The sequence below is a fragment of the Sediminibacter sp. Hel_I_10 genome (genome assembly GCF_000688335.1).
Taxonomy (GTDB): Bacteria; Bacteroidota; Bacteroidia; order Flavobacteriales; family Flavobacteriaceae; genus Psychroserpens.
The window spans coordinates 537,142-561,454 of record NZ_JHZX01000001.1 but is presented as its reverse complement, the minus strand read 5'-3'; the positions used below and the strand labels follow the sequence as shown (position 1 = coordinate 561,454).

Annotated in this window: 21 protein-coding genes; 13 read left to right on the top strand and 8 right to left on the bottom strand. The window is 38.3% G+C overall.

Annotated features, from left to right (window positions below):
- Positions 1-117 precede the first annotated feature (117 nt).
- The 9 genes from P176_RS0102470 to P176_RS0102430 all read left to right on the top strand — a co-directional run bounded on the left by P176_RS0102470 (position 118) and on the right by P176_RS0102430 (position 11,231).
- A complete protein-coding gene (locus P176_RS0102470) occupies positions 118-1,182 on the top strand; it encodes a glycosyltransferase family 4 protein (protein WP_026753211.1) in 1,065 nt (354 codons plus the stop codon).
- Complete coding sequence (locus P176_RS0102465) at positions 1,179-2,264, top strand: glycosyltransferase family 4 protein (RefSeq protein WP_037348648.1); 1,086 nt, start codon at positions 1,179-1,181, stop codon at positions 2,262-2,264. The genes P176_RS0102470 and P176_RS0102465 overlap by 4 nt, the downstream gene beginning before the upstream one ends.
- Positions 2,265-2,324: 60 nt before the next feature.
- The gene (locus P176_RS0102460) at positions 2,325-3,650 is read left to right on the top strand and encodes a glycosyltransferase family 2 protein (RefSeq protein ID WP_026753209.1); all 1,326 of its coding nucleotides are present in this window, start codon (positions 2,325-2,327) and stop codon (positions 3,648-3,650) included.
- 289 nt (positions 3,651-3,939) lie between these two features.
- A complete protein-coding gene (locus tag P176_RS0102455) occupies positions 3,940-5,052 on the top strand; it encodes a glycosyltransferase family 4 protein (protein ID WP_037348647.1) in 1,113 nt (370 codons plus the stop codon).
- Between the two features lie 231 nt (positions 5,053-5,283).
- On the top strand, positions 5,284-6,414 hold the full coding sequence (locus P176_RS18850; RefSeq protein WP_051605374.1) for a glycosyltransferase: 1,131 nt from the start codon (positions 5,284-5,286) through the stop codon (positions 6,412-6,414).
- Positions 6,415-6,554: 140 nt separating this feature from the next.
- Entirely contained in the window at positions 6,555-7,361 is an 807-nt protein-coding gene (locus P176_RS18845; RefSeq protein ID WP_051605373.1) for a transglutaminase-like domain-containing protein, read from the top strand.
- A 91-nt stretch (positions 7,362-7,452) separates the two neighbouring features.
- Positions 7,453-8,808, top strand: a complete 1,356-nt coding sequence (locus P176_RS0102440) for an O-antigen ligase (RefSeq protein ID WP_026753207.1) — start codon at positions 7,453-7,455, stop codon at positions 8,806-8,808.
- On the top strand, positions 8,768-9,784 hold the full coding sequence (locus P176_RS0102435; protein ID WP_026753206.1) for a glycosyltransferase family 4 protein: 1,017 nt from the start codon (positions 8,768-8,770) through the stop codon (positions 9,782-9,784). The genes P176_RS0102440 and P176_RS0102435 overlap by 41 nt, the downstream gene beginning before the upstream one ends.
- A gap of 52 nt (positions 9,785-9,836) precedes the next feature.
- Positions 9,837-11,231, top strand: coding sequence for a sugar transferase (locus P176_RS0102430; RefSeq protein ID WP_026753205.1), 1,395 nt, complete (start codon positions 9,837-9,839; stop codon positions 11,229-11,231).
- A gap of 219 nt (positions 11,232-11,450) precedes the next feature.
- Here P176_RS0102430 and lnt read toward each other — a convergent pair whose 3' ends face one another.
- Entirely contained in the window at positions 11,451-13,049 is a 1,599-nt protein-coding gene (gene lnt, locus P176_RS0102425; RefSeq protein ID WP_037348645.1) for an apolipoprotein N-acyltransferase, read from the bottom strand.
- Positions 13,049-14,119, bottom strand: coding sequence for a PorV/PorQ family protein (locus tag P176_RS0102420; protein ID WP_026753203.1), 1,071 nt, complete (start codon positions 14,117-14,119; stop codon positions 13,049-13,051). Before P176_RS0102420 ends, lnt begins: the two co-directional genes overlap by 1 nt.
- Positions 14,120-14,248: 129 nt before the next feature.
- Here P176_RS0102420 and P176_RS0102415 point away from each other — a divergent pair, with 129 nt between their 5' ends.
- Both P176_RS0102415 and P176_RS0102410 read left to right on the top strand, forming a co-directional pair.
- A complete protein-coding gene (locus P176_RS0102415) occupies positions 14,249-15,016 on the top strand; it encodes a phosphatidylcholine/phosphatidylserine synthase (protein ID WP_026753202.1) in 768 nt (255 codons plus the stop codon).
- A 14-nt stretch (positions 15,017-15,030) separates the two neighbouring features.
- A complete protein-coding gene (locus tag P176_RS0102410; RefSeq protein ID WP_026753201.1) occupies positions 15,031-15,906 on the top strand; it encodes a DUF808 domain-containing protein in 876 nt (291 codons plus the stop codon).
- Positions 15,907-15,989: 83 nt separating this feature from the next.
- Here P176_RS0102410 and lptB read toward each other — a convergent pair whose 3' ends face one another.
- The 4 genes from lptB to P176_RS0102390 all read right to left on the bottom strand — a co-directional run bounded on the left by lptB (position 15,990) and on the right by P176_RS0102390 (position 19,009).
- Positions 15,990-16,739 (bottom strand): LPS export ABC transporter ATP-binding protein, encoded by a 750-nt coding sequence (gene lptB, locus P176_RS0102405; RefSeq protein WP_026753200.1) that lies wholly within the window; start codon positions 16,737-16,739, stop codon positions 15,990-15,992.
- Positions 16,740-16,857: 118 nt separating this feature from the next.
- A complete protein-coding gene (locus P176_RS0102400; protein WP_026753199.1) occupies positions 16,858-17,205 on the bottom strand; it encodes a carboxymuconolactone decarboxylase family protein in 348 nt (115 codons plus the stop codon).
- Positions 17,206-17,222: 17 nt separating this feature from the next.
- Positions 17,223-18,044 carry a twin-arginine translocase subunit TatC gene (tatC, locus tag P176_RS0102395; protein WP_026753198.1) on the bottom strand — a complete coding sequence of 274 codons (822 nt, stop codon included), beginning with the start codon at positions 18,042-18,044 and terminating at the stop codon, positions 17,223-17,225.
- Complete coding sequence (locus tag P176_RS0102390) at positions 18,044-19,009, bottom strand: SIS domain-containing protein (RefSeq protein ID WP_026753197.1); 966 nt, start codon at positions 19,007-19,009, stop codon at positions 18,044-18,046. Before P176_RS0102390 ends, tatC begins: the two co-directional genes overlap by 1 nt.
- An 84-nt stretch (positions 19,010-19,093) precedes the next feature.
- Between P176_RS0102390 and recQ the strand changes: the two genes are divergently transcribed.
- Entirely contained in the window at positions 19,094-21,295 is a 2,202-nt protein-coding gene (gene recQ / locus P176_RS0102385; RefSeq protein ID WP_026753196.1) for a DNA helicase RecQ, read from the top strand.
- An 80-nt stretch (positions 21,296-21,375) separates the two neighbouring features.
- Here recQ and P176_RS0102380 read toward each other — a convergent pair whose 3' ends face one another.
- Both P176_RS0102380 and P176_RS0102375 read right to left on the bottom strand, forming a co-directional pair.
- On the bottom strand, positions 21,376-21,612 hold the full coding sequence (locus P176_RS0102380; RefSeq protein WP_026753195.1) for a hypothetical protein: 237 nt from the start codon (positions 21,610-21,612) through the stop codon (positions 21,376-21,378).
- The gene (locus tag P176_RS0102375) at positions 21,605-22,060 is read right to left on the bottom strand and encodes an SRPBCC family protein (protein ID WP_026753194.1); all 456 of its coding nucleotides are present in this window, start codon (positions 22,058-22,060) and stop codon (positions 21,605-21,607) included. The genes P176_RS0102380 and P176_RS0102375 overlap by 8 nt, the downstream gene beginning before the upstream one ends.
- A gap of 312 nt (positions 22,061-22,372) precedes the next feature.
- On the opposite strand from P176_RS0102375, the gene P176_RS0102370 reads away from it, so the two are divergent.
- The gene (locus P176_RS0102370; RefSeq protein WP_051605372.1) at positions 22,373-24,313 is read left to right on the top strand and encodes a peptidylprolyl isomerase; all 1,941 of its coding nucleotides are present in this window, start codon (positions 22,373-22,375) and stop codon (positions 24,311-24,313) included.

The window sequence follows — 24,313 nt, the reverse complement described above, 5'->3', positions numbered from 1 at the left end:
ATGAGTGATAATAGTTCAGAATAAAATTTGAAATAAAAGTAATGTTATAAAAACTAAACTTTATTAAACAACGCAAATTAGATTTTATAATTAGTTTTGGTAACTTATTAAGGTGAAATGAAAATTATTTTTTTTAATACATATAATCAAAGTTTTCTCTCAGGTTTTTTTTTAGAATTGGGCACGGTCTTGTCCAATCGCGGTCATAAGATTTTGATTTGTAGTTTAAAATCTCGCAATCAAAACATTGAGCTTCCTTCTGGGATTTCTATTCGTATTATTAAAAAAAGTCATAAAATAAAAAATTATTATAACATATTCAGAGTTATAAAATTAGAAAACCCTGATGTAGTGGTTTCAAATTTTAGCTTTGTGAATCCCGCTGTACTATCTTCTAAATTACTGAAAATCAAACATAATTTCATTTGGTTTCATACGCTAAAAAGTCAAATGAATTTTAGCAAGCGCAATATCTTCATTAAGTCTGTTTTTATGAGACTCTCCAATGCTATAATAACAAATTCAAAGGAACTACAAAAGGAGGTTATTGTTGAATATAATCAGAAAAGAAATAAGGTGTATGCGCTTCCCTTTACGACCTCTATACATCGCATAGAGGCAGTATCTCTAGCGTTTCAAAAAAAATCAGACTTAATCTATATAGGTTGTCCTGGTAGGATCAATCACGACAAAAATCAGAATCTGTTGATTGATGTGCTTGCTGTTTTAAAAGATGAAAGATTTGTTATGGTTTTCGCAGGTAAGGGCGACTTGAGTATTCTTGAAAAGAATCCAAACTATGAGCTATACAAAAGGCAAATTATTTATTTAGGGAATCTTACAGCATATGAAATGGTGGATTTTTATAAAAAAATGGATGTGGTGGTGTTACCGAGCTTGAATGAGTCTTTTGGTCTTGTTCTTATAGAAGCATTAGCTTCTGGGAGTAAAACCTTAGTATCTCATCGATTCGGTGCATTGGATTATATCAATACAGACACTTCCCATTTTACATTTGATCCGAAAGACCCAAAGGATTTATCTCATAAGATATTAAGAATATTATCTTCAGATTTTGATAAAAAAACGTTTGAAGACTTATATTTCAGTTTTTTCTCTATGGATAAAATTGCAAGACAGTTTGAGAACATCATCAATATAGAACCAAATACAAACTCTTGAGAATTTTAATTTTCTTTACGTTTAATAAGGGGCTCCTCTCTGAGTTTTACAAAGATCTATCTTACAGATTGTCTTCTGAGGGGCATGAGGTCTTTAATTTTCACTTAAAACATAAACCGGGTCAGTTTGAAAAATTTAACGTGACTTTTTATTCTGAAAAGCGAGGGAGTTTATTAAAAAATTATATATCGACATTTCAGATCATCAAACGCGTGAAACCTGATATTGTAGTCTCTAATTTCGGTTATATCAATCCTGCGGTGCTTTTTGGAAGATTATTTGGTGTTAAACGAAATATTGCTTGGTTTCATACGGCCTATGGATTTACGAAACCAAATAGATTAAAAGTTATAAATAAAACTATTTATTTGAATCTAGCCGATGTGGTAATTGCTAATTCTCAGCAGTTACAGAAAGAGTTAACTGCTATCTATAGGGTTGATCCAGTTAAAACCAGAAGTGTACCATTTTGGACGAATATTCTAGATACTCCTACAGCCAATGTTAGCATTTTTAAAAATCTTGACTCTAGTGTTTTTAAGATAGGTTGTCCTGGTCGATTGGAGTTTGAAAAAAATCATCAAAGTGTTATAAAGACCTTGGCTGATCTCAAAACTTCAAGTGCTCAAAAGATCAAACTGTTTATTGCTGGTGAGGGCTCTTATCAACCAGAGTTGAAGCACTTAGTGAAGTCTTTGAATTTAGAACAAGAAGTAGTGTTTTTGGGCGGCTTATCAGCAGAAGATATGGTTGGATTTTATAAAAGTATGAACGTTATTGTATTACCGAGTTATCACGAAGCGTTCGGTCTGGTTTTTATTGAGGCAGCTGCTTTAGGCGCTTCAATTCTCGTGTCTTCAAAATTTGGAGCATTAAATTTTATTGACCGCTCTAAGTATGATTTAAGCGAGTTTACATTTGACCCCAACTCTAAAACTGAATTGGAAGATAAAATTCGCCATTATATCGAAGGTTCGACTATAGGGCTAATTGATTTTAAAATGCTCTATGACGCTACTTTTGATAAGGATGTTATTTACAAAAAGATACATAGTATTATCATTGGCTCAGAAGAGGTTTGATTTAAAAATAAGGTCTTTTCTTGATTGAATTTTTATCTTCGCTAAACGTTAAATGAACATATGCCTTTTAGCTTTTTAACTTATTTACAGCCCACCCATTATTTTAGACGTTTGAATAAGTCTGGCGTTTCGGTTTTTCCTAAAGTGGCATTATTGCCATCATCTGTAATGTCTAGTCTTGAGTTTGATAGCAGATATAGTTCGTTAATGGCTCAAGATTACGATTTATCATGGCAGGCGGTTCAAAAAGGATATACCGGTACCACTGAAACTTACAGCGCATTTGATAGCTTGCCTTTAAAGGATAATTATATTTTTGCCCGTAAACATTTTCATGCGGTTTGGGTTTTTTTTGTATGCCTCATTAGGCTATTGTCTTTTCATAACCCTTATAAAGAATGCAGGGCCTGGTATGGCACACGAGGGATAAAACGAGCTGATTATAATACCCTTATTTTGGACGCTAAATGGGATGATTTTGAATCTCAGTTGATCAAAGAAGCCCCACTAGTGAGTGTTATCATTCCTACCTTAAACCGTTATGAGTATTTAAAAGATGTGCTCAAGGATTTAGAGGGGCAAGACTATCCGCATTTTGAAGTGGTGGTGGTGGATCAATCCGAACCTTTTCAAAATGATTTTTATAGGGACTTTGATCTAAAGATGATCATCATCCGTCAAGAGGAGAAAGCGCTGTGGTTGGCTAGAAATACCGCCATTGAAAAAGCTCAAGGAACGCTCATTGCGCTTTCTGAAGATGATGTACGTATTGCCTCTGATTGGATCCGTTTGCATCTCAAATGCTTAGACTTTTTCGATGCTCAAGTGTCCGCAGGAGTGTTTCATCCAGCAGGTCAAGAGATTCCTAAAGATCGAGCGTTTTTTGCTATTGCCTCACAATTCGCTACTGGTAACGCCATGCTGTACAAATCTGTTTTTAAAAGCGTAGGTTTATTCGATCGGCAATTTGAAAAACAGCGCATGGGCGATGGCGAATTTGGAATGCGGGTGTATTTAGAGGGTATTAGAAGTATTTCAAATCCGCTGGCCTCTTGTATTGATGTGAAGGCTGGTACCGGAGGACTTCGTGAAATGGGAAGTTGGGATGCTTTTAGACCTGCTACTTTTTTTGCACCCCGACCCATCCCTAGTGTGATTTATTACTTTCGGCGGTATTTTGGCACTGCTGCTACTAAAATGGCTCTGTTGCGCATGGTGCCCTTATCTATTTTTCCGTATCAGTTTAAAAAGAATAAGCCGTTATTGGTCATTGGTGTTTTTCTCACCGTATTGCTAATTCCGCTGGTATTGTATCAAGTTGCAAAGGCTTGGCGTTTGGCTACTATAAAATTGAAAGAAGGACCCAAGATTCCTGAGTTGGACTGAAAATTGGTATTGAGTACAAAGTACAAAGTACACGGTACAAAGAATAAAGAACAACGTGTTGAGCCCTAAGTGTTGGGGGGAGTAATTGTCGTTTTTTAGATTGACGAAAGAACCAAGTAATTTCGGCAGGCAGGCTGCTGGATATGCATAGGCCTTTGAAGCAGTCTAACTCGAAGGTTAGGAGTTTTGAATAAGGAGGTCGCCGCACTCCTGCGTCGCTCGCGAAGACTGTTGGGTTGCAGGTTAGGGAGGTTTGATTATGCGGGGTTAGATGGTTTTTATAGCTGTTATGATTTTGAAGAAAAAAAAGATATTAATCGTTAGTTCAGAATTTCCTCCCCAGCCGGGTGGGATAGGGAATCATGCCTATCATTTGGCATTACAATTATCGCAACAGGGTTTTGTTGTTCGGGTAATGGCAGATCAACGTTCGGATGATGGTGAAGAGGAAGCTACATTTGATGAAGGTTTGCCTTTTAAAGTAATCAGAACAAAAAAAAGGCATCCGCGCTTTTTGATGTATTTGACACGACTGAGCACACTGTTTGCGGAAATAGGGCGTTCAAGCCAGGTCATAGCCACTGGTAAATTTTCTCTATGGAGTGTAGGGTTTTATAGTGGGTTTTTTAAACGACGCTCCATCGCAGTCGTCCATGGTACTGAGGTCAATTTTAAAACGTTTTGGTTGAAACAGTCCGTAGCATGGTCCTTGAGACGATTTCATAAGATTATTGCAGTCTCCCATTACACCAAAAGTTTGATAGCGTATTTGGAGTTAGACCTTACGGTGATCCCAAATGGGATTGATTTTGAGCAATGGCAGTTGTCCATAGACGGGTCTCCTCAGTTTTTAAAAGGGAGTCCTAAATTGATCACAATAGGCAATGTGACCTCTAGAAAAGGACAACAAAACGTCATTAGCCACTTACCAATGCTATTAAAACACTACCCCGATTTACACTACCACGCTGTGGGCTTAAAAACAGAGACAGATGCCTTTATGGATTTGGCAGAGCGGCTTCAAGTTGAATCACATCTGACCTTTCATGGTAGAGTTTCTGACGAAAAGTTAAAGGCCATGCTATTAAATTCTGATATTTTCGTCATGTTGAGTAGCGCAACCGCTACCGGTGATGTTGAAGGTTTTGGGATTGCTATTTTAGAGGCTAATGCTATGGGGTTACCAGCCATAGGCGCCAAAGGTTGTGGCATTGAAGATGCTATTTCTAACCAGCACTCTGGGATCTTGATCGATGGAGGGAATGGTACCGAGTTTCTAGAGGCTATTAGGCAATTATTATCACATAAGGAAGCCTATCGTGATCGGGCTGTAAAATGGGCTTTAGATCACCGATGGGAGGTTATTATAAACCAATATGTAGAGGTGTTATCTACTGAATAGTGGAAGGCTTTTAAATAGTTACAACTAGAAGTTTCAGCAATTTGATTAAGGGGATCACTTCGGTCCTGCCTAGACTTCGTTTCGGCAGGCTAGCGGTTCCTCCCCTGCTTGCCGGCAGGCAGGTTCGTGAAGACGTAAACTAAGACCTGAAAGAGTAACTTAATCCTATACACGGCAACAAGTGGTTTATTACTAACACTTGATTATCTTTGAGCGCTAAAACAAACAACCGTGACCCTCACCATTATTTCACATACTGAGCATTATAAAGATGCAGATGGCAATATCGTTGGCTTAGGTTCTACGGTTACTGAGATTAACCAGTTGTTAGAGATTTTTGATGAGATTGTGCATATTGCGATGTTGCATGATGAGTTAGCCCCAGCAAACACTTTGGCCTATGTTTCTGATCGGATTATATTTGTTCCTACCCCTGCTGTAGGAGGTCCAAGACTGAAGGATAAATTGAACGTGATTTTTGGAGCACCAAGAGTTTTAGGTCTTATTTCTAAGTACTTGGATCATTCTGATTATTTTCAATTTCGAGCGCCTACGGGGATTGGTGTTTATGTGCTTCCTTATTTATTTTTATTTAAGCAGAAAAAACAAGGATGGTTTAAATATGCCGGTAATTGGAAGCAGGAGCGGCCGCCATTGGGATATCGTTTTCAACGCTGGTTATTACAACACCAGTCTCGAAAGGTGACCATTAATGGGGTTTGGGATGATCAACCAGAACATTGTCTCAGTTTTGAGAATCCGTGTTTAACTAAAAATGAGGTTGAGGAGGGGCAGCAGCTTATAGCAGTTAAAACATTTGAATTCCCTATTGAACTCTGTTTTGTTGGCCGTATAGAGCCAGAGAAAGGGGTGGATTTATTTATGGAAAGTTTATCACGATTATCTAAAAACCAATCTAAAAAGATTGGTAAGGTGCACTTTGTTGGGACCAGTGAGCACTTAGAGGAGTATGTGGTTAAAGCAGGAGATCAGCCCGTAAATATGAATTTTCATGGTCGACTCTCAAGAACTGAGGTACATGAGATTTATAAGCGATGTCATGCTATTGTACTACCTTCAGCGTCGGAAGGTTTCCCGAAAGTGATTACAGAGGCCATGAATTACGGTTGTTTGCCAATGGTATCGAACGTGTCCTCTATAGGACAAATGATTCAGGATGGCGTGAATGGATATTTAATAGAATATTTGACAGTGGAAGGGGTGCAAGACACTTTGATCAGGTTATTATCTCAAAGCCAAGCTCAGTATGAAGCACTTGCTTCAGTATCCAAAGCCGCTATGGAACAATTCACCTATTCTCATTACAATGAGCATCTATTAAACACTGTTTTAATGAAATAAGGTGTAAAGCCTTGCGACATCAAGGTAATTTTTTAATATGTTTGTGACATTAAAATTTTTATTTATACTTTGTCATTGTTATATATTAACGACTAGACACCTTCAGAATTTCAATATACGCATAGCGACCATAGTTAATAATGATTTTTAATAAACTCCTTTGGGCCATCAAGCGCCATCCGTTTTTATATCTTACTCGGTTTCGTTTGCTCTCCAAGAACTCTAATCTAGATGAGATCGCTCGTTTCAATTACAATCAACTGAATCCAAAGTCCCGAATTCCTAATTATTTTCATAAAGTGAATACCGAGATTTTTCCTAGCGGTAGGCCTGATAGTGATTTGGAAACCGTAAAACAACTGAGTGCTTGGTTGAATACGAATATAAAAGGTGGACCCGGTCTAAGTGAACCCTCAGAAAAAGCTTTAGAAACGATGCTTTCTGGTAAAGGAGGGGTTTGTAGTGATATGGCGCAAATCTTTAATAATTTTTGCGTCATCAATAATCTTTCAGTACGCGAGTGGGGTACCACGAGCGCGCCCTTTAATAGAGAATTTGGCGGTCACTCCTTTAACGAGGTTTTTATTAAAGAATTACAGAAATGGGTGTTGTTGGATGTGTCTTATACCATTTTGTTTTACAGTACTGAAAAGGAGCCTTTGTCAGTAGTGGAAGTCTACCAATTGCAACGTTCAGGACAAGTTATCACTTATAGGAATTTTGGAGAAGGCGCTAAGGTTTCGGAGGAGATCATCAATAAAAATTATTTGAACCAAGGCGTTACGCCGTTTTTAATTTGTCATTACAGAAACCACACCTACGATCAATTTTTGAGATATACTCGCCCCTATATCCCCGTATTCATGACTCATTTTTTTATCTATTTGATCAATAAAAGTTACCATTATCGATTTCCGATGGATGATTACAAACGTATTTTTTCTTAGATGGATGCCATTTGATGTGAGCATGATTGAGTTTTTACTTTTTTATAAATCCTTCTTATTTGTTTAAATTCGCTAAAGATTCCTTTCAAAATTGAAAACCAATACTACTTACGTCTCGCTTATCGGTTTGCATGTGGCAATCGGGCTACTGGTGTATCTCAACGAAACTTTGGCGAAGGTGTATTTTTTTAGCGCACTTATTTATTTCCTATACCGTATCATTATTGCTTCTGAAGCTACAAAAACCTTTGAGGTTTTAAGAGCATGCGGTTATTTTGTAGGGGCCGAGGTCCTATTTAGAATGACAAAAGGGTCTATTTCTTATGAGGCTGGGAAATATTTGGTAATTCTCTTGGTGCTTTTTGGTATGTTATATAAGGGGCTGTCAGGCAAAGGTTATCCCTATTTTATCTATTTGATGTTTTTGGTGCCTTCTATTTTCGTAGCGTCTACAACTCTGAGTTTTGATGCCAATTTTAGAACCAATATTGCATTTGTACTAAGTGGCCCAGTGTGTTTGGGATTGGCGGCTTTATTTTGTTATGATAAGAAGGTAAGTTTTGATCAGTTGTCCCAAATTTTATTGTTTATGGTTTTGCCAATCATTTCTCATGCGATATATATCTTTTTTTATGTTCCCGACTTGAGAGACGTCTTGTCCAGCACGGCATCTAATCGGGCCGCATCGGGTGGTTGGGGCGCTAATCAAGTCTCTGCAATTTTGGGGCTAGGCATGTTTGTTATGGCCATCCGCGTGTTTACAAAATCGCCCACAGTAGGTCTTAAAGTATTAAATATCATAATTTTAATGCTATTGTCTTTTAGAGCAATTGTAACTTTCAGTAGGGGTGGTGTTCTTACAGCAATTATTGCTATTATTGTCTTTTTAACGTATTATTTTGGTAGAGTATCTTCAAGGAAAAAAAATGAGGTAATCTCAATTTTAGCATTAGTTTTAATAGGTCTTAGTATTACTTGGGTGATTAGTAATAATCAAACTAACGGATTGATTAATCTTCGTTATGAAAACAGAGATCATTTAGGTCGCGAAAAAGAAAGTTTATCAACTGGTAGAGGCGAATTGTTTCAAGAGGAATTAGAAGGGTTTATTGCAAGTCCTTTTTTTGGAATAGGCTCTAGCCGTGCTAAGGACCAACGCATCGAAATTGATGGACAAGGTGTGACCTCCCATAGTGAGGTAAGTAGAACTTTGGCAGAACATGGTATCTTTGGTGTTGTGATTTTGATAATTCTTATTTTTAAACCGTTGGCCATACGTTCACGTAATAAACAAAACTATTTTTTTTATGCGTTTATGGTGTTTTGGTTTTTGACTATTAATCACATGTCTATGCGAATTGCGATGCCTGCCTTTATTTATGCTTTAGCCCTTTTAAATGTTACCCATGAAAAGAATACTTTACGTCGGCAACGACTTGGTGCGTGAGAACGTCAATACTTCGGTGATGCGCACTTTAGGTCCTGCTCTAGAGGCTGAAGGGTATACCGTGTTTTATACCTCACCTAGAACCAATAAGTTCTTCCGGCTCTTGGACATGTTGTTTTCTATCTTGTGGTTTAGGCGCAGGGTGGACGTGGTTTTTATTGATACTTATAGCACCTTGAATTTTTATTACGCGCTTTTGGTGTCTCAATTGGCAAGACTGCTCCATTTGCCTTACATCCCTATGCTACATGGGGGGAACTTAGTAAGCAGGTTACGTACCAACAGCAGCTTTTCAAAATGCATCTTTAACCATGCCTTGGTCAATGTGTCGCCCTCTGCCTTTTTGAAAACTGAATTTGAACGTCATGGTTATAGCAATGTGATCTGCATCCCCAACGTTATAGACATTGGTCACTATGAGCATATAGCTAAAAGCTATGATACGCCAAGACTGCTTTGGGTACGTTCTTTTACGGCCATTTATAATCCCAAACAGGCGATTTTGGTATTGTCGCAATTGCAACAACGTGGCTATAAAGGAACTCTTTGTATGGTTGGCCCAGATACTGATGGTAGTATGGAGCCTTTGAAACGTTTGGCCCAAGAGCTGCATCTTGAGGTTCGCTTTACAGGGAAGTTGTCTAAAGCGCAGTGGATCTCTATGTCTCAGGAATACAATCTATTTGTGAACACTACCACGGTAGATAATACGCCTGTAAGTGTGATAGAGGCAATGGCTCTCGGCTTTCCAATTGTGTCTACAGATGTAGGAGGAATGCCCTATTTGATAAACCATGGGCAGCAAGGCATTTTGGTGCAAATGGGTAATGTGAACGCCATGACCGATGGTATTACCCAATTGCTAAAATCTCCTGAAACTTTAGAAAAAATGTCCGCCAACGCTAGAGCACTGGCCGAGAATTTTGATTGGTCACAGGTTAAAGAGCTTTGGTTTGATGTACTAGAACGCGTTTAATTGCGCTAGTTCTAAGTAACTTTCTATATTTACATTGAATTTGTATTGATCTATGGGAAGAAAAAAAGACATTCATTTTGAAGTATCAGAACGTAAGATCTTATTAAGGCTTATCGATATTGCGGTGGTTTTTCTTGGATTGTACATTCTAGAACTCGCCTTTGGTTTTGATTACCTCACACTATCTCAGGGCAACGGGACTGCTCTTTTTGTGCTCGGCCTTTATATCACGGTTTTTGGGACTATTTTTGAGATTTATAATTTGCAGAAATCAAGTAAGTTAGATGTGACCTTTAGGAATATTGTTTTGACGGCCTCTACGGTGACTTTATTTTATTTGTTAACACCCGTACTCACGCCTTTTTTACCACTCAATAGGTTACAGATCTTCTACTTTTATTTGTGTATCATTACCATGATATTTTTGTGGAGACTTTTTTATATAACCTTTATTTCGTCTTCAAGATTTTATAAGAAAGTCCTTCTCGTGGGAGAAATCTCTAATATTGAGAATATTGTAAAACCGTTACGGCAGTCTGATCCCAACTATAAAATTGTTGGTTTTATCAATTGTGAAGAAAAAGCGGAAGATCCTGTGCTCTTTAAAGGATTAAAAGAATTTGAGCCGCATGAACTCATGACCATTATTAAGGAGGAGAAAATTTCAGAAATTTTAGTGGCAAGCTATAACTCTGAGACCATCATCTCCTCCATTTATCACGATTTGATTACCCTGCTTGATCAAGGCTTTACCATACGGGAATACACCCAAGTCTATGAGGAACTTACGTATCGTGTCCCTATTCAATTTGTAGGGAAAGACTTTTATAAGTATTTTCCATTTAGTAGAAGTAATCAAAACACGCTGTATCTGTTTTTTCTCAGAGTGTTTGATGTTGTGTTTTCTATAATCGGACTCATTTTTGGAGCCTGCATCTTGCCATTGGTGCTTGTTGGTAATCTTTTGGCCAATCGTGGCCCGCTTTTTTATTTTCAAGAACGGGTTGGTAAGAACGGGGCGACCTTCCGCATCTTCAAATTGCGAAGTATGGTGGTTAATGCTGAGGTGGGAGGCGCCAAATGGGCTCAGAAAAATGATGCACGAATTACCGCTTTTGGGATGTTTTTGAGACGCTCAAGAATTGATGAGATTCCGCAGTTTATTAATGTGCTTAAAGGCGATATGAGCATTATAGGTCCAAGACCTGAACGGCCATTTTTTGTAAAGGAACTTTCAAACATCATTCCGTTCTACGAAACCCGACACATTGTAAAACCGGGATTAACGGGCTGGGCCCAAGTGAATACGCGATATGGTGCTTCGGTAGACGACAGTCTCACAAAACTACAATATGACCTTTATTATATTAAGCATAGAAGTCTGTTTTTAGATTTGAACATCGTCGTCAAGACCTTGAGTACTATTATTTATTATCGGGGGCAGTGAGGACGGAGTGGTTAGTATTAAGTATTGAGTATTAAGAATTAAGACGGAATAAGGAGGACAGAAGACAGAGGACGGAAGACCGGAGGTGATTAGTATCAAGAATCAAGAGACAAGGTTAGAGACGGAAGACAGAGGTGATTAGTATTAAGAATCAATAATCCAGAATCAAGAATTAACACAGAGGAAAGAGGCGATAATCGCACCGATACTCCACAACTTTTAAAGCGAACCGTTGACCTTCTTTCTTCGGAAGAAACCGATAAGCAGCACAAAAATCATAATAAAAATACTAATTCGTGCGATATAGTCGCCCGCTAATACATAAAAGGTGAGTTTGTCATTGGTGGTTACTTGGCCTACAAGAGCACCTTGCTTGCCATAGTCTAACTGGCTAGTGATCTCTCCCTTGGCGTTAATGATGGCCGAGATGCCTGTGTTCGCACTTCTCGCAATGTCTCGACGGGTTTCAATGGCTCTAAGGCGGGCTAAGCTTAAATGCTGTTGGTGTCCTTGGCTTTCGTTCCACCAGGCATCATTAGTGATAATGGTTAAAAAGTTCGCATCATTTCTCACATAGCCCGTTACAAATTCACCATATACCGACTCATAGCAAATGATTGGGGCGGCTTTAAAATTTCCTTTAGATCCTGTAAACACCCCTCTGTAGTCTTGGGTGGTTTTCATGGCCACCGTGCCACCTAAATCGATAAGGGCATCACCAATGATGGGTTTTAGGACATCTTGATAGGGGAAATTCTCAATACCGACCACCAATTTAGATTTGTTGTATTGCGGCACATTATCTAAAGCGTTTACAAATATGGCCGCATTATAATCATCATACCATGTGACCGCATCGTACTGATTGGTCTCTGGTCTTACTCGGTTTTCATCCCGAAACACATCTATAAACGAAATTCCCGTTAAGAGATTGAGATTGGAATGCTCACTTATGAGTTGATCTAATCTGTTTTTTAATAGGGAATATTTAAAATCGGGCAGTCTTTCGTTTTGAGCGAAATAGGTTTCTGGGGTAATCAGTAGATCTGTAGAATCGTTGAGCTTATCTTTGGTTAAGCGTTCCATGAGCTCTAGAAACTTCAAATTCGATAGATTGTATTTTTCGGAATAGGGATCAATATTGGGTTGTAAAGCAATGACATTTACCGTGTTGCCTTGAGGAGCATAGGTCTTGTAAATGACTACGGAAATGGCAATAGGAACAATGATTAATGCGGCAGATTTCAGCAGTAAAAACTGTAAGGTTCGTTTTGAGCGCTCATTGGTATAGGCTAACAAACCTTTAAACACAATGACGTTAAGTATCCAAACCCAAAGCGTTCCTCCAAAGGTGCCTGTATATTCGTACCATTGGATCCAGGTGATGTATTCTGAAAACCCGTTACCAAGATTTAGCCAGGGCCATGAGAACTCCCAAACAAGATGTAGTTTTTCAAAACTGATCCATAGTGCCACTAAAAATAACAGCGAGCGATTTTGAGACTGTCTCTTGGCATATTTATGGTACAAGAGAAAAACCGTGGACATCAATGCCGAATTCACTAAAATGGCAAAGCTTGCTCCAAAGAGATCGGCAAAACGCAACCAACTTGTAGTGACCAAGTTCCAAATGAAAAAACTCAAATAAGCGAGGCCAAATATACTTAGTCCTTTGCGCTTTAAGTCAGTCTTACGACTATGATGCTCAGCAAGTAATAAAGGCACAAATGCGACAAAAAGTAATGCGGGAAACCCGTAAGTTGGCCAGCCTAAGGCCAGCAGCAGTCCTGAGATGAATGCGAGTAAAAGTCTTTTCACTATCTAAAGATACTAAAATCGATTTTGAGCGAAAATACATTGGAATATAAAGCGGCACTTTGATCGCCAATATCGGTAAAGGCATAATCAATTTGAATGCCTCTATATTTAAAACCAAGTCCTAAACTTGGTTGAAATGTAAGATCCTCGGAATTATCGAGTTGTAATTCATTTTGAAAATTTCCAGCTCCAGCCCTTAAAAAGACCAGATCAGTATATCCAAACTCAAATCCTAATGCAGGGTTAATGCTAGCAAAAGACGTGGAGATGATATCATTATTTTGGGCGAATCTCACATTGAGATCAAACGACGTTAATAGGGTGTAGTCATAATGAAAAACGAATTTCTTAGACATGCCCACTTGTAATTTTGGAAGGGTCAACTCGGTGCTTTCAGGGACGGTTTGGTTTTGGCCATCAATGGCATTTTGAATATCTGCCAATCGGTCGTCATCAAAGGTCCATGCATTAAACGTAGTGGTAATGTCACGTGCCATGATCCCGAATTTCCAATCATTTTTAGTTTGAAATTGAATGCCCGCATCAAGTCCAAAGCCCCATGATGATGCAAAATCACCAATGATACGTCTTACGACTTTGGCATTAACGCCATAGGTTAAGCCGTCTAGAGGTAATTTTCTGGCATAGGACACCGTTAGGGCATAATCTGCCGTAGAGAACAAGCTAATTCTATCATAATTGATATTGCCTTGGTCATCGATTAATTGGGTGGTGTCTAAAATGTCATCGACCCCAAAACGAATTAATGATACTGCCACCGCACTTCTATCATCTAAGGGATTGGCAAACGCAATGTAATTATAGTTGGCAATATTGGCAAAATAGCTGGAGTGGAGTAAGGCCAATTGGCTATCTTCTAAATTGACCAATCCTGCAGGGTTCCAATATCCTGAATTCACATCAGCCGTGTGCGATACTACCGAATTGCCCATCCCCAGGGCTGCAGCATCTACACCAATATTCAAAAATTCATTAGAATATTTACGGGTGGTTTGGGCAGCACTAAGAACCGATACCAATGTTAGGACAAGGAATGCGTAATTCTTCAATAGCAATTAATTTTTTGCAAAGATGCACAATAATTTCAATCTAATAAACTTGAAATCTGGTGAGTTATTGCCTTTGTGTCGTCTTTGTCGAAAATAGTTTATTATTTTTACACAAACTTTCTATGGCCTGTGAAAAAGTACATTCCTAATTTAGTAACCTTACTTAACTTATTCTGCGGAAGCATTGCCGTGCTTTTTGCAGTGAATAGCAACTTTACTGCAGCAGCGGTATTTGTTTTTTTAGGTATTTTCTTCGATTTTTTTGACGGTTTATTGGCAAGAAAGCTCAATGTACAAAGTGATTTGGGAGTTCAGCTGGATTCTTTGGCAGATATGGTGACCAGTGGTTTGGTGCCAGGTGTTGTGATGTACAAGCTCTTGGTGATGAGTATGGATGCGCCTTCTATATCTACAGAACAAGACTGGTCTTCTTCTGTAGATTGGTATAGTTTTAAAATTCCCGTTGTGCCTTTAATAGGTTTGTTTATAACGCTAGCCTCTGCCTATCGTTTGGCAAAGTTTAATATTGATGAAGATCAGCAAACCTACTTTAAGGGCTTACCAACTCCTGCAAATGCTTTACTTATTTTGTCTTTACCCTTGATTATCCAATTTCAGAATACTCAATTCATTACCACATTGATTTTAAATCCTTGGTTTTTGATTGGTTTGACTTTTGTGAGTTGTTATTTACTCAATGCAAAAGTGAAACTCTTTGCACTAAAGTTTAAGGATTATAGTTTTAAAAACAATACTATTAGATATGTGCTGATCATCGCGACAATAGTACTGCTTGTACTCTTGCAGTTCGCAGCCATTCCTTTAATTATTTTACTTTACATTGGTCTTTCGGTATTTGAGAATATCAGGTCCAAATCTCTTTCAAAATCACTTTAATTTAATAGCAACTCATGGCATCAGGATTTTTTGCTTTGCTGGATGATATATCCGTACTCATGGATGATGTGCTCACCATGAGCAAGATTACCACCAAAAAGACTGCAGGACTTTTAGGAGATGATTTGGCTGTGAATGCCGAGAAGGCTTCCGGATTTGTTTCTTCTAGAGAAATACCAGTGCTTTGGGCCATTACCAAAGGGTCTTTGCTTAATAAACTCATTATCTTGCCCATTGCGTTTTTGCTAAGTGCCTTTGTGCCCTGGGCCATTACCGTGATTTTAATCTTAGGGGGTTGTTATCTGGCTTATGAAGGTGCTGAAAAAATATACGAATATTTTGTGCCGCATGCCAAACCAGAAGGCATTAAGCCCGAAGAAAAAGAACTAACCAAGGAGGAGGTATTGGCTTTGGAAAAATCAAAGATCAAATCGGCAATACTAACAGATTTTATCCTTTCCGTAGAAATCGTCATCATTGCTTTGGGTACTGTTGTGGAGGAGGATTTAGTGTTCCAGATCATGGTTGTTTCTATAGTAGCCATAATTGCTACTATTGGGGTTTATGGTATTGTAGCGCTTATCGTAAGAATGGATGATTTAGGCTTCCGTCTTATTAAAAAGAATAAAGATGATAAAGGTGCTTCTTATCATATAGGTACTTTCTTGGTGAATGCTTTACCTAAAGTAATCAAGGCGCTTTCTATTATAGGCACCATTGCGCTACTCTTGGTTTCGGGAGGTATTTTTGTTCATAACTTGGAATTCATGCACCATTTCTTGGAGGGAATCCCTTCAATGTTAAGAGACTTTATTGTAGGGTCAATTGCGGGTGCCATTGTCCTTTTGATTGTAACTCCTTTAAAGAAGTTATTTAGTAAATCCCATTAAGTATTTTTTTGGAATAGCGTAAAGGAAAACGGATGTTTTAAGAACTGCAAGTCGTAAGCTAGAAAAACTAGCCTATCTCTTTCTTAATCGTTAAAATTGAGTTTCTTTTTACGCAGCTCGAAGTTTTGACCTAAATAGACCTTACGTACCATTTCATCATTCGCCAATTCCTCGGGTTCGCCGGCCTTTAGGATGCTCCCTTCAAACATAAGATAGGTTCTGTCTGTAATGGCTAAGGTTTCTTGTACGTTGTGGTCGGTAATCAAAATACCAATATTCTTTCTGGTCAGTTGCGCAATAATGCGTTGAATATCTTCAACCGCGACAGGGTCTACCCCAGCAAAAGGCTCATCTAACAAAATAAAATCGGGATCTGTTGCCAGCGCTCTGGCAATTTCAGTTCGTCGTCTTTCACCACCAGAGAGCAAATCGCCACGACTTTTACGAATATGGCCTAAACTAAACTCCTCAATCAGCGACTCCATTTTTGCGCGTTGCTCTTTTTTAGACAATTTGGTCATTTGTAGCACGCTCAAGATATTATCCTCAATACTCAGTTTTCTAAATACAGAGGCCTCTTGCGCCAAATAGCCAATCCCGTTTTGTGCGCGTTTGTACATGGGATAATTGGTAATATTTGTGCCTTCTAAAAAAATATTGCCGCCGTTGGGTTTGATAAGTCCCACAATCATATAAAATGAAGTGGTTTTACCAGCACCATTAGGTCCTAATAATCCTACGATTTCCCCTTGTTTTACTTCTAATGAGACGTCCTTAACGACTTTACGTCCGTTATAGGATTTCATAAGATGTTCGGCTCTAAGTTTTTTCATGATGTTGCTTCGGAAAGTTTAAAAATAGGAAAATCGCTCAGACTTCAATTTTAAGGCTTCCAACTTTATTAAAAGTTTAACGGCAGTTCAGAATAAATTTCTGAGCCGCATCGTTGTATTAAGACTGCTGTTCTAAGGCATCCCAATACTCGTAAGCTCTACGAAGATGGGGGATGACTATGGTGCCGCCTACAAGTGTAGCAATGCCTAAAGCTTCTACCACTTCCTCTTTTGAAAGGTTTTCACCGTGGCATGCTTCTAAATGGTATTTTACACAATCGTCGCAACGTAGCACTGTAGAAGCCACTAAGCCCAAGAGTTCCTTGGTTCTTTTATCTAAGGCACCTTCAGTAAAAGCATTGGTGTCTAGATTAAAGATGCGTTTGATGATTTTATTATTATCTGCTAGGATGGCGTCGTTCATTTTAGAACGATAGGCATTAAAGTCGTTGACTAAATCTGACATGCTTATATGAATTAAGGTTATGGGGCTTGTTGTTTTTGCTTTCGCACAACAATTTTAGAGATATAAATACTTACTTGGTAAAGAATCAAAATAGGAATCGCTACAATGATTTGGCTGGCAATATCGGGAGGGGTGATAACCGCCGATACGATCAGTACAATCACCAATGCGAATTTTCGATATTTTTTTAAGATCTGTGGCGTCACTAAGCCGATCTTGGTTAAAAAGAAAATGATAATGGGCAATTCAAAAATAAGTCCAGAGGCTATAGCAGATGATCTTACTAAAGAAATATAAGAACTAATGTCAATTTCGTTAGAGATTTGCTCACTTACCGTGTAGGTCCCCAAGAAATTAATGGACAAAGGCGTCACGATATAATAACCAAAAAGAACACCTAAAAAGAATAAAAAGGAAGTGACAACGATGAATCCTTTAGAATATTTACGTTCACTACTATGAAGCCCGGGGCTGATAAAACTCCAGAATTGATAAATAACATAAGGGAAGGAGATGACAAAACCTGCATAAATAGAGGTCCAGATATGTGCCGAAAATTGGCCGCCCATGGTTCTGTTTTGAATCCTAAAAGGAAGCTCCTCGGCACAAAAGGTGGTGTCTACACCAACAAACTGGGCAATTTGACAAAGGTATTTATAGGTAGGGAAGTCCATACTTTTTGGACCAAAGATGATGACATTAAAAATAAAATCGCTAAAAAGGAAGGCGACAAAGCCCCCAATAACAATAGCTAAAACGATCCTAATTAAATGCCATCTTAAGTCTTCAAGATGGTCTAAAAAAGACATTTCGTGTTCTGAATTTTGTGTCTTCGCCATTAAATGATACCTTCTTTAACAAGGTCTTGTAAATGTACAACACCTGCATAATTTCCGTCTTTTTCTACCAAAAGTTGTGAGATACTATGGGTCTCCATCATTTCCATGGCATCTACTGCCATAGCATCCTCGTCTATTCGTTTTGGATTGCTGCCCATGATGTCTCTTGCCGTAAGATGTAAAAAAGCATCATTTTTGGTGAGCATTCGTCTTAAATCACCATCTGTGATGATGCCAACAATTTTATCGTTTTCGGTAACCGCAGTTACCCCTAACATTTTTTCAGAAATCTCAACGATCACGTTTTTAGCGCTGGTCTCTGGAGTAACTTGAGGTTTTTGATTCATAGAAGAAAGATCGCTTACCCTCAAATACAAACGTTTACCTAGTGAACCCCCAGGATGGTATTTGGCAAAATCTTTACTTGAAAATCCGCGAATTTCCAGTAAGCATACCGCTAAAGCATCTCCCATTACCAACTGCGCCGTGGTGCTTGTAGTTGGTGCCAGGTTATTAGGGCAAGCTTCCTGCTCTACAAAGGTGTTCAGTACATAATCCGATTGCTGCGCTAAGAAGGACTCTATGTTGCCGGTGATGGCAATCATCTTATTATTGGCGTTTCTAATAAGCGGAAGCAATACCTTAATTTCTGGAGTGTTCCCGCTTTTTGAAATACAGATCACGACGTCATCTTGTAAAATCAATCCCAGGTCACCATGAATCGCATCTGCTGCGTGCATAAAAACCGCAGGTGTTCCCGTAGAATTTAAAGTGGCCACAATTTTATTAGCGATGATTGCACTTTTACCAACACCAGTAATAATGACACGACCTTTCGAGTTATATATTAAATTAACGGCATCGGCAAAATCTGAATTCAGCAAATTGCTTAAATTCGCAATAGCATCACGTTCTAATGCTATGGTTTTTTTTGCCGTAGAGAGGATAGAATCGGTGATATTCAAAATTAAAGTTTTATCGGTTTGATGGATTTAAAGAAATTCCTATCTTTAAAAATGCAAATGTAGATAAAATACCAATAGGGACTAATGAGTATAAAAGAAATTGACATACATTCTGCGCTTAAACAATACTTTGGTTTTTCAAAATTTAAAGGCCTTCAAGAAAGTGTTATTAAGAGTGTTGTATCAGGTGAGGATGTTTTTGTGATCATGCCTACTGGCGGTGGAAAATCGCTTTGTTACCAATTGCCGGCATTAATAAAAGAAGGTACCGCTATAGTGGTATCGCCTTTAATTGCCTTGATGAAAAACCAGGTAGATGCCATACGAGGGATCTCTAAGGAAGATGGCGTAGCACACGTGCTCAACTCGTCACTTAATAAATCTGAAATTAAACAGGTCAAGGAAGATATTACCAACGGCGTCACTAAACTATTATATGTAGCACCCGAATCTTTAACCAAAGAGGAGAACGTCGAGTTTTTGAGATCTGTAAAAATCTCATTTATGGCGGTTGATGAAGCACACTGTATTAGTGAATGGGGACATGATTTTAGGCCAGAGTACCGTAATCTTCGTCATATTATTAAACGTATTGGAGATAATATTCCGATTATCGGATTAACAGCAACCGCAACACCCAAGGTCCAGGAAGACATATTAAAGTCATTGGATATTACAGATGCGACCTGCTTTAAGGCCTCCTTTAATAGACCAAACCTTTATTACGAGATACGCCCAAAAACTAAAAATGTAGATGCAGATATCATTCGTTTTGTAAAGCAGAATGAAGGAAAATCTGGTATTGTCTACTGCTTAAGTAGAAAGCGCGTTGAAGAATTGGCTCAGGTTTTACAGGTTAACGGCGTTAAGGCGGTGCCCTACCATGCGGGGTTAGATCCTAAAACCAGAGTGAAACATCAAGACATGTTTTTGATGGAAGATTGTGATGTGGTGGTTGCCACTATCGCCTTTGGTATGGGGATTGATAAGCCCGACGTTCGTTTTGTGATTCATCACGACATGCCAAAAAGTATAGAAAGTTACTATCAGGAAACTGGTCGTGCAGGACGAGATGGGGGAGAAGGCCATTGTTTGGCATACTATGCCTATAAGGATATTGAAAAGCTAGAAAAATTCATGTCTGGTAAGCCCGTTGCAGAACAAGAAATTGGTCATGCACTCTTACAAGAGGTCGTGGCTTTTGCAGAAAGCTCCATCTCAAGACGAAAATTCATACTTCATTATTTTGGAGAAGAGTTCGATAATGCTACCGGAGAAGGTGGTGATATGGATGACAATGTTAGAAATCCTAAAAAACAAGTTGAAGCTAAAGAAGATGTGGTAACACTTCTAGAAACTGTAGCTGCTACTAATGCAAAATACAAGTCTAAGGATTTGGTGCAGGTGATTGTTGGTAAGACCAATGCACTCATCAGTTCCCATAAAACCGATACACTTCCTTTCTTCGGAATAGGGAGTCATAAAGACCGACGGTATTGGATGGCCTTGATAAGGCAGGTATTGGTCGCAGGATACCTCAAAAAAGACATTGAAACCTATGGTGTACTGAGGTTGCCAGAGGAAGGAAGAGCTTACATGAAGCATCCAATCTCATTTATGATGACGGAAGATCATGTATTTGATGAAGGCAATGACGACAACATTATTACAGCCTCAAAAGGCAGTACCATGGTGGCCGATGAGAGATTGATGGGCATGTTGAAGGATTTGAGAAAGCGCAACGCTAAAAAACTTGGTGTGCCTCCGTTTGTTATTTTTCAAGATCCCTCTTTAGAGGATATGGCTCTTAAATACCCTATTACTATAGAAGAGCTGGGCAATGTTCACGGTGTTGGTGACGGTAAGGCTAAAAAGTACGGAAAGGACTTTGTAGCGCTTATTTCTCAATATGTTGATGATAATGAAATTTTAAGGCCAGATGATTTTATCGTTAAAAGTACGGGATCAAACTCTGCAATTAAATTATACATTATTCAAAATGTCGACCGTAAGTTGCCATTAGATGATATTGCCTCTTCCAAGGGGATGAGCATGTCTGATTTTATAAAGGAAATGGAAGCCATTGTGTTTTCGGGAACTAAACTTAATATCGATTATTGGGTAGATGATATTTTAGACGAGGATCAGCAAGAGGAAATTCACGACTATTTTATGGATTCTGAAACCGATAAGATTTCAGATGCCATAGAAGAGTTTGACGGTGATTACGATGATGAAGAGCTCCGCTTGTATCGCATCAAATTTATAAGCGAGGTTGCTAATTAAATAGAACGCACCAATTGTGAAGCCCTCCATTTAATAAATGATGGTAGGCTTAAAGTATTGGTGGTTTTTAATCGTGTCGATTATTCCGAATAGACTTGACCTCTATGCGGCTTCAAGTCATCTCGAACAGCCTTCATTTCGTCTTCTTTGACTACCATAAAAGCCAAGCAGTGCATGCTGTTTGGTTGATCTACACCTGTTATTTTGGTGCTTACCTTTTTTGATTTGATATAATCCTTTAAATGGATTTCGTGGTGCTGTGCGATTTTTAAGGCATCCGGCCCTCTAAAATCCCATATTAATTTAAGTTTACGCATTGATTACAGAGGTTCCGTTTTCAGCAAAGTTTTTAAAGTCTTGCATGTATTTTAAAGATTGTTTTTTGAAAGTACTAGGCATAAAGATGGTCATTAATCGCATGAAAAAAGTTAAAGGTAGAAATTCACTTTTACTGGTCCATTTGGTAAATCCTTCAGAGGTACGCTTAAAATAATTTTCTTGACTATTGTGCATGCTTTTGGTTTTATAGGTGGCATGCATTTCATGGGGTAAGTTGCGTTTTGTTATGGTCTCTATCAGTTCCATTTTTCGATTTCCGAAGTCATACGTCAATTTCATTTTGGCGCCGAGCTGCCCTGGTATTCCAGAGACATGCTCGGCAGCAACCAATCCCCTCTGCCAGTGTTTTAAATTTTCTACATTATCCATTTTTACGATTACCTCTTCAATAGGGAGGTTCACGACGATATCAGTGGTGTAATTCATGATTTTATCTTTGATAACATGCGAGCGCATTTATGACTAACATCGTTTGAAAGTTAGCTATTTTTTCTGAAAATTAATCTAAGTGCGGGCAGTAGGTCTTATAAAATAGATGAGCGGTACAAACAAGAGATGAGTGCCTCGTGTTTTGTGAGAAAACTAAGCTAAGTTGCATTTCAAATGACATCTCATCATTTTTAAAAGCGATATACTTAAACCTCTTAAAATGCGTTTCATGAAAGCTTATTGTTTAATCTCTCAAATATGTTATTTTTGCTGACTTGGATAAGTGTAATCTAATTAGAATTATATAAAATGAAGTCAATTTTTACAGCTATTTGTTTTTGCTTTGGTTTATTATTATTCGCTCAAGATGCGAATACAGATGTATTGTTTACCATCGATAATGAGCCCGTAAAGGCTTCAGAATTTATTAGGGTTTACAGTAAGAACCTAGATTTGGTTAAAGACGAGACACAAAAAGATATTGATGCTTACTTGAAACTTTTTGTTGACTATAAGCTGAAGGTAAAAGAAGCACGACAAAAAGGCTTGGATCAAGAAAATGCTTATATAAGAGAATTTGGGAATTACCAAAAACAGCTCACCAAAAATTACATGACTGATAATGAGGTGACCGATCAGTTGGTGAAAGAGGCCTATGATCGTAGTATTCAAGATGTAAAAGCGTCACATGTTTTGATTCGTATAGACGAAAATGAAACAGATACTACCGAAGTTTATAAGCAATTGATGGATTTACGTGAGCGCGTCATCAATGAGGGTTACGAGCCTGTGCAAAAAGCAGTGCATAATGGTAAAACGATTTTTGCAGAAGATCTTGGCTATTTTTCAGCTTTTAAAATGGTATATCCATTTGAGACTGCTGCTTATCAAACAGAGGTTGGAGAGGTGTCTATGCCATTTAGAACCCGATTTGGTTTTCATATTGTAAAGGTATGGGATAAACGTAAGTCTCTTGGGCAAGTGACTGTAGCGCATATTATGGTGGCAGACCAACAAAAGGATTCCACTTTAGATCCAGCCGCACGTATCAAACAGATTTATACGAAATTGCAACAGGGTGAGAAATTTGAATCTTTAGCAAAACAATTTTCTGATGATAAAAGTTCCGCTTCAAAAGGAGGCGTACTCAACCCGTTTTCTGGAGGACAATTAAGTTCAAAAGAATTTGAAGAGAAGGCCTTTTCTTTAGAGAATAAAGGTGATGTTACAGCGCCATTTAAAACAGATTATGGATGGCATATTGTAAAGCTTATTGATAAAAAAGGTGTTCAACCTTTTTCTGAAGTAGAAGGAGAATTGCAGAATAAGGTCAAGCAAGATATGAGATCTAAGCTTATCAGTTCAGCAATGACAGCTAAACTAAAAGATCAATATGGGGTTAAAGATAATACCGAGGCTCTAAAATACTTTGAAACCATAATCACTGATGCTTATTTTAAACGCGCATGGACCATCCCTAGTGATCTTGATTTGGAGAAACCCTTTTTAAAGATTAAGGATACCACTTATGTTTATGATGACTTTGCCAACCACTTGTTCTCTGTGCAGCGCAATTATGTCAATAAGAAATTAAGTGCGGCGCAATTGGTGAATAATGAGTACGACGTTTTTTTAACCAATGCTTTGACCAACTATAAGGAAACACATTTGGAGTCTGAAAATGAAGAATTTGCTCATATCTTAAACGAATACAGAGAAGGGCTGCTATTATTTGATCTTATGGAAAATGAAGTTTGGAATAAAGCTACTAAAGATTCTGTGGGTCTTGCGGCTTACTATGACGCACACCAATCAGAATACCTATGGAACAAAAGAGCAGAGGGGACACTCTTTTCTTCGGCTTCTAAAAAAGAAATTTCAAAAGTTAGAAAGCAATTGAAAAAAGGGAAGACCGCTCAAGAGGTTGTAGAAGGTTTGTCTTCGGAAAGTGAAACGAGTGTGATACCAACAACAAGTACTTTTGAAAAAGGGAACCGAATGCTTCCAGATGATTTTAAACTAAGTGAAGGTGTTTCTGATATTTTTGACCATAATGACTTATACCACGTCTTATTAGTTGATGCGATCTTGCCTGCTGGCAAAAAGACCTTGGAAGAGGCGAGAGGTCAAGTGGTGAGTGCGTATCAAAGCGAGCTAGAAAACGAATGGATAGAAACGTTAAGAGCTAAATATAAGGTAAAGGTGAACCAAGACGTTCTAGAAGAAACCAAATCCAAATTAAATAAATAA

Excerpts from the sequence above, each read along its gene's own strand:
- P176_RS0102470 (WP_026753211.1), top strand. The coding sequence starts at position 118 with ATGAAAATTATTTTTTTTAATACATATAATCAAAGTTTTCTCTCAGGT.
- P176_RS0102460 (WP_026753209.1), top strand. The coding sequence starts at position 2,325 with ATGCCTTTTAGCTTTTTAACTTATTTACAGCCCACCCATTATTTTAGA.
- P176_RS0102455 (WP_037348647.1), top strand. The coding sequence starts at position 3,940 with ATGATTTTGAAGAAAAAAAAGATATTAATCGTTAGTTCAGAATTTCCT.
- P176_RS18845 (WP_051605373.1), top strand. The coding sequence starts at position 6,555 with ATGATTTTTAATAAACTCCTTTGGGCCATCAAGCGCCATCCGTTTTTA.
- P176_RS0102435 (WP_026753206.1), top strand. The coding sequence starts at position 8,768 with ATGAAAAGAATACTTTACGTCGGCAACGACTTGGTGCGTGAGAACGTC.
- P176_RS0102430 (WP_026753205.1), top strand. The coding sequence starts at position 9,837 with ATGGGAAGAAAAAAAGACATTCATTTTGAAGTATCAGAACGTAAGATC.
- P176_RS0102410 (WP_026753201.1), top strand. The coding sequence starts at position 15,031 with ATGGCATCAGGATTTTTTGCTTTGCTGGATGATATATCCGTACTCATG.
- lptB (WP_026753200.1), bottom strand. The coding sequence starts at position 16,739 with ATGAAAAAACTTAGAGCCGAACATCTTATGAAATCCTATAACGGACGT.
- P176_RS0102400 (WP_026753199.1), bottom strand. The coding sequence starts at position 17,205 with ATGTCAGATTTAGTCAACGACTTTAATGCCTATCGTTCTAAAATGAAC.
- tatC (WP_026753198.1), bottom strand. The coding sequence starts at position 18,044 with ATGGCGAAGACACAAAATTCAGAACACGAAATGTCTTTTTTAGACCAT.
- recQ (WP_026753196.1), top strand. The coding sequence starts at position 19,094 with ATGAGTATAAAAGAAATTGACATACATTCTGCGCTTAAACAATACTTT.
- P176_RS0102380 (WP_026753195.1), bottom strand. The coding sequence starts at position 21,612 with ATGCGTAAACTTAAATTAATATGGGATTTTAGAGGGCCGGATGCCTTA.
- P176_RS0102375 (WP_026753194.1), bottom strand. The coding sequence starts at position 22,060 with ATGAATTACACCACTGATATCGTCGTGAACCTCCCTATTGAAGAGGTA.
- P176_RS0102370 (WP_051605372.1), top strand. The coding sequence starts at position 22,373 with ATGAAGTCAATTTTTACAGCTATTTGTTTTTGCTTTGGTTTATTATTA.